Raw genomic sequence first — 1,546 nt, 5'->3', positions numbered from 1 at the left:
TCGCAGGAAGAAGGGCAGGGCAGCCCACAGGATGATCGGCGTCGCCAGTACGAACTCCAGATAGCTGGCCGTCCGGTGCCCGATCCAGTCGCGCACAGGCAGGCCGACCATCTCGCCCATGGTCAGGATGATGAGCGGCACGGCGGCTGCGGCCGAGATCCACATTCGGCGGGTGAAGTCGGCCAATTCCTCGCTGGGCTCGTCCGAAGGCAGCATCGGCTCCAGCGCCATGCCGCAGATCGGGCAGGATCCCGGCGCATCGCGAACGATCTCGGGATGCATCGGACAGGTGTACTGTACGTTGGCCGGCACGGCCTTTTTCTGCCCCTCGGCCCGGCCCGAGGCGTAGAACCACGGATCCGCCTCGAACTTCGCCAGGCACTTGTCCGAGCAGAAATGATACGTCTCGCCCTGAAACTCCGCCTGCCGGCCATCGGGCTTGATTGCGACCGTCATGCCGCAAACCGGATCCTTCGCCGTCTCCGCCCCTTCGGGCAGGTCGGTCGCCGCGTGGTGATGGTCGTGGTCCATGTCCTGCCATCCTTTCCTGTCGCGTTTCAGCCTGGGGCATCCCGCCGCTGGAAGCTCAAGCCCCTCTCAGCGCCTGTCGCCCCTGCCCCTGAGTGCCACCCACAGCAGCGGCAGCCCCGTCACGAGGCCGAGGCCGAGCACCGCCCAGCCCGTTGCGCCGATGTCTCCGCCGACGGCCGCGCCGCCGAAATGGGCCAGCAGGAAGCTGGCCGGGATGATGCCCGCCAGCGTCGCGAGGGCGAAGCGCCAGGCGTGCAGGCGGCTGAGCCCGGCGGCATAGCTGATCATGTCGAAGGACACGAAGGGCATCAACCGGCTGGCAAAGACCGTTGCTGTCAGCGCGGCCTGCGAGCCGAGGAGCCCCGCATCGATCCGGTCGCCGAACACCCGGCGCAGGACGTCATGCCCCAGGATCCGCGCCAGGCCAAAGGCGATCAGCGCGCCAAGTTCTGCCCCGATCACCACCTGCACCGTGCCCCAGACATGGCCATAGGCGGCCCCGGCCGCAATTGCGATCGGCGCGCTGGGGATCGGGCTCGCCACCACCGCGACGGTCATCAGCGCCACGACCAGCACCGGCCCCCAGGGGCCGGCCCGCGTGACCAGCGCCTGAAGCGCGTCGCGATCCAGCAGGCCGCGTGCCTCGGCAAGAACCTCAGGCGCGAACAGCCAGGTGCCCAGCAACCCGATCCCGAGCAGCGCCAATGCGGCGAGGATGCCGGTCCGCAGGCCCATCTCAGATCTCGCCCTTGCGAAGGACCCGGAGGCCGTGGACATCGCGAGGGCGGGCTTCTCGCCCGGCCGCGCAGCGCCACCCGCCGTGGATCATGCCATCGTTCCCGCAGGGCATCGGTATCTCCCAGCTCCTATTTCGAGAGATTCCTTATCAGCGCGGCTATGGCCAAAACCACGAGCAGAAGGATCAGCAGGCCGAAGACCCATCCAAACCCCATCCCGAGACCCATGCCGGAGCCCATGTCGTTCCACCCCATCTTTCCGCCCTCCCTGTTGACGC

The 1,546-nt window shown here is 68.0% G+C and carries 2 protein-coding genes; both read right to left on the bottom strand.

Annotation, left to right across the window (positions count from 1 at the left end):
- The coding region (locus HMH01_RS17705) for a heavy metal-binding domain-containing protein (RefSeq protein ID WP_171327122.1) at positions 1–531 on the bottom strand (531 nt) is incomplete at its 3' end.
- 66 nt (positions 532–597) lie between these two features.
- Positions 598–1,266, bottom strand: coding sequence for a TVP38/TMEM64 family protein (locus tag HMH01_RS17700; RefSeq protein ID WP_171327121.1), 669 nt, complete (start codon positions 1,264–1,266; stop codon positions 598–600).
- Positions 1,267–1,546 lie beyond the last annotated feature (280 nt).

Source organism: Halovulum dunhuangense, assembly GCF_013093415.1.
GTDB lineage: Bacteria > Pseudomonadota > Alphaproteobacteria > Rhodobacterales > Rhodobacteraceae > Halovulum > Halovulum dunhuangense.
Note: the sequence above shows the minus strand (reverse complement) of the source record. Positions and strands in the feature narration are given on the sequence as shown.

Coding starts and splice junctions, on each gene's coding strand:
- HMH01_RS17700 (WP_171327121.1), bottom strand. CDS start 1,266: ATGGGCCTGCGGACCGGCATCCTCGCCGCATTGGCGCTGCTCGGGATC.